The 3,239-nt window shown below is 65.6% G+C and carries 4 protein-coding genes; all 4 read right to left on the reverse strand.

The window, feature by feature from the left end:
- Positions 1 to 65: 65 nt before the first annotated feature.
- Positions 66 to 644, reverse strand: coding sequence for a urate hydroxylase PuuD (locus ACREBX_RS01330; protein ID WP_431559953.1), 579 nt, complete (start codon positions 642 to 644; stop codon positions 66 to 68).
- 75 nt (positions 645 to 719) lie between these two features.
- Positions 720 to 1,409 carry an inner membrane-spanning protein YciB gene (locus ACREBX_RS01335; protein WP_431559954.1) on the reverse strand — a complete coding sequence of 230 codons (690 nt, stop codon included), beginning with the start codon at positions 1,407 to 1,409 and terminating at the stop codon, positions 720 to 722.
- Positions 1,406 to 2,332: a signal recognition particle-docking protein FtsY gene (ftsY, locus tag ACREBX_RS01340; protein WP_431559955.1), complete on the reverse strand. Its 927-nt coding sequence runs from the start codon at positions 2,330 to 2,332 to the stop codon at positions 1,406 to 1,408. Before ftsY ends, ACREBX_RS01335 begins: the two co-directional genes overlap by 4 nt.
- A partial coding sequence (locus tag ACREBX_RS01345; RefSeq protein WP_431559956.1) for a radical SAM protein occupies positions 2,329 to 3,239 on the reverse strand: 911 nt, incomplete at its 5' end. The genes ftsY and ACREBX_RS01345, both read right to left, overlap by 4 nt.

Raw genomic sequence — 3,239 nt, forward strand, 5'->3', positions numbered from 1 at the left:
GCCCCTCCGTCAGCCCTTCGGGCTGCCACCTCCCCATCGCTTCGCGACAGGGAGGAGCGCCAACCTCAGCCCAAGTTCGCGTTCACCATCGCATAGAGCATCGGGATCGACAGCAAGGTGTTGGTCCGCGAAAATATCATTGCGGTCTTCGCGGCCTTTGCCTTGGTCGCGTCGTCGGCTTCGACGATGCCCAGCGCCTTTTTCTGGTTCGGCCAGATCACGAACCACACGTTGAACGCCATGATCAGGCCCAGCCACATGCCGACACCGATCAGCTTGTACGGATCCTGCAGGCCGAGCGCGGGCGCCAGATATTTGGCGTGACCCGCGATCGCGAGGCCCAGCACCACGGTCGCAGCGGCCGCCCAGCGGAACCAGAACAGCGCGGCGGGCGCGATATGCTTGCCGACGGCGGGCTTCAGTTCGGCCGGGATTTTCGGCATCGTCGGAATCTGGACGAAGTTGAAATAATAAAGCAGGCCGATCCACAGCACCCCGAAGAAAGTGTGGAGCCAGCGCATGATCGCGTTGCCCGCGGCGACGCCGTCCTCGAAATTCTGGCCGTTCAGGCACAGCATCAGGATGATCGCGAGCACGAGGCCCGCGCCCAGCACGGCGTGCAGGTTTCCGAAGAATTTATCCATGGCAGTTCCCCTTTTTTGTCCGGCGCCGTGCGACCCGGTGCCTGCACGCTGCTATGCCAGCGACGGGGGGATGGCTCAAGCTTGCTTCTGACCTGCTTCGTCGGGAACGGCGAGGCCGTTTTTCAGCATCACGGGAACCTGGCTGAACGTGAAGAGGAAGGAGAGGGCGGTGACACCCCAGACCTTGATCGTCAGCCACAGGTCGAAACTCATCTGCTTCGCCTGGATCATTTCGTACATCACATGATTGGCGATTCCGAGCGCAGCAAAGAAAATCCCCCAGTTGCGCGACAGCAGCAGCCAGCCGCGGTCGGTGAGCCCTTCGAGCGCCGACTGCAGCAGATATTTGAGCATCGGCTTCTTGAACCAGTAACCGCCGAGCAGCAGCACCGCGAAGGCGGCATAGATGATCGTCGGCTTCATCACGATGAAGCGTTCGTCGTGGAACCAGATGGTGAGCGCACCGAAACCGATGACCAGGATGCTCGACATCCACAGCATTGGCGAAATCTTGCCGAGCTTCCATTTCGAAACGACCATCGCGATGACGATCGCGACCATGAAGGCGACGGTGCCCTTGATCGCGGCGGTCGTTGCCGCGAACGCGCCTTCGCCTCCGGAAGAGAATTTATAGGCGAGGAAGAAGACGAGCAGCGGCCCGAAATCGATGACGAAATTCAGCCAGCCATGCTTCGCCGGCGGCGGTGCGGGGACGGCCTCGGGGCCACCCGGAAGCTGGTCGATCTGGTCGAGCTGATCGCTCATCGTATATTTCCTGCAATAATGCCTGCGATCTCGTCCGCATCGAACGGGCGAAGGTCGTCGATGGTTTCACCGATACCGATCGCGTGGATGGGAAGCCCGTGGCGCTCGGCGGCGGACACGAGCACGCCGCCGCGCGCGGTGCCGTCGAGCTTGGTCATGACCAGGCCCGTGACCCCCGCAACCTCGCGGAACACGTCGATCTGCGACAGCGCATTCTGCCCCGTCGTCGCGTCGAGGACGAGCACTACATCGTGCGGCGCCGCCGGATTGAGGCGGCCGAGCACGCGCTTGATCTTGGCGAGCTCGTCCATCAACTCGCGCTTGTTCTGGAGCCGCCCGGCGGTGTCGACGATCAGCACGTCGATCCCCGTCGCGGTCGCCTGTTTCACCGCATCGAACACGATGCCCGCGCTGTCGCCGCCCTCGGGGCCCGCCATGATCGGCACGCCGAGCCGCTCGGCCCAGACCTTCAATTGCCCGATCGCGGCGGCGCGGAAGGTGTCGCCCGCGACGAGCATCACGCCATAATCCTGTTCCTGGAACAGGTGCGCGAGCTTGGCGATGGTCGTCGTCTTGCCCGACCCGTTGACCCCGATCACAAGGATGACCTGCGGGCGCGGGAAAGCGTCGATGTCGAGCGGTTCGGCGACCGGGCGCAGCACCGCGGCGATTTCCCCGGCGACGACCTTGCGGAGTTCCTCGGTGCCGTTCGCGGCGATGTCGCGGCGTTCGGCGAGGCGGTCGCGGATGCGTGTCGCCATCGCGGGGCCAAGGTCGGCGGTGATCAGCGCTTCCTCGATCCGGTCGAGATCCTCCTCGTCGAGCCGCGCCTTGCCGGTCAGCCCCGCGAGATTTTCGCCGAGCCGCTCCGACGTGCGGCGAAATCCGCCGAGCAGTCGTTCGCTCCAGCTTTGGCCGGTCATGCCACGGTATCCTTTGCTTCGATGGGGGTGGCGATCATCCGGTCGCCGTCGCGCGCGCTGAGCCGCACGTCGATGATGGTGCCGGGCGCCGCGGGTGCGGTCAGCGTCACGGCGGCGAAATTTTCGGCATGGCCGCTGACGCCGTCGCGCTCGACGAGCATCGACGCGGTGCGGCCGACCTGCGTGCCCAGCCAGTCCTGCCGCCGCTGCGCATTGGCTTCGCGCAGGATCGCGGCGCGCGCGCGCGCGATAGCACGACCGACCTGCGGCATCCGCGCGGCGGGCGTTCCGGCGCGCGGGCTGTAGGGAAAGATGTGGCCGAATAGGATGTCGCAATCGTCGATCAGCGCCAACGAGTTCGCGAACATCGCCTCATCCTCGGTCGGAAAGCCCGCGATCAGGTCGGCGCCGATCGCGATCTCCGGCCGCGCGGCCTTCAACCGCTCGATCAGCCGAACCGCGTCGGCGCGGCGATGGCGGCGCTTCATGCGCGTCAGCACCATGTCGTCGCCCGCCTGCAGCGACAGGTGGACATGCGGCATCACGCGCTTCTCCTGCGTCAGCAAGGCGAACAGCGCGTCGTCGATCCGGTTCGGGTCGAGCGACGAGAGGCGCAGCCGTTCGACCGGCAGCGCCAGTAACGCCTCGACCAGTGCGGCCAATGTCGTGCCGCTGCCGTCGCCATAGCTGGCAAGATCGACCCCGGTCAGGATGATCTCGCGCTGCCCGCGATCCAGCGCGGTTTGCGCGGATGCGACGACTGCATCGACACTTGCCGACCGCGCCGTGCCGCGCGCGAGCACCGTCGCGCAAAAGGTGCAGCTATGCGAGCAGCCGGTCTGGACGCCGAGGAACGCACGCGCATGATCGGCGCCCGAGAGAGCAGGGGAGTAGGCGCGGGCGCCCG

This window comes from Sphingopyxis sp. (assembly GCF_050725655.1).
GTDB lineage: Bacteria > Pseudomonadota > Alphaproteobacteria > Sphingomonadales > Sphingomonadaceae > Sphingopyxis.

Excerpts from the sequence above, each read along its gene's own strand:
- ACREBX_RS01335 (WP_431559954.1), bottom strand. The coding sequence starts at position 1,409 with ATGAGCGATCAGCTCGACCAGATCGACCAGCTTCCGGGTGGCCCCGAG.
- ACREBX_RS01330 (WP_431559953.1), bottom strand. The coding sequence starts at position 644 with ATGGATAAATTCTTCGGAAACCTGCACGCCGTGCTGGGCGCGGGCCTC.
- ftsY (WP_431559955.1), bottom strand. The coding sequence starts at position 2,332 with ATGACCGGCCAAAGCTGGAGCGAACGACTGCTCGGCGGATTTCGCCGC.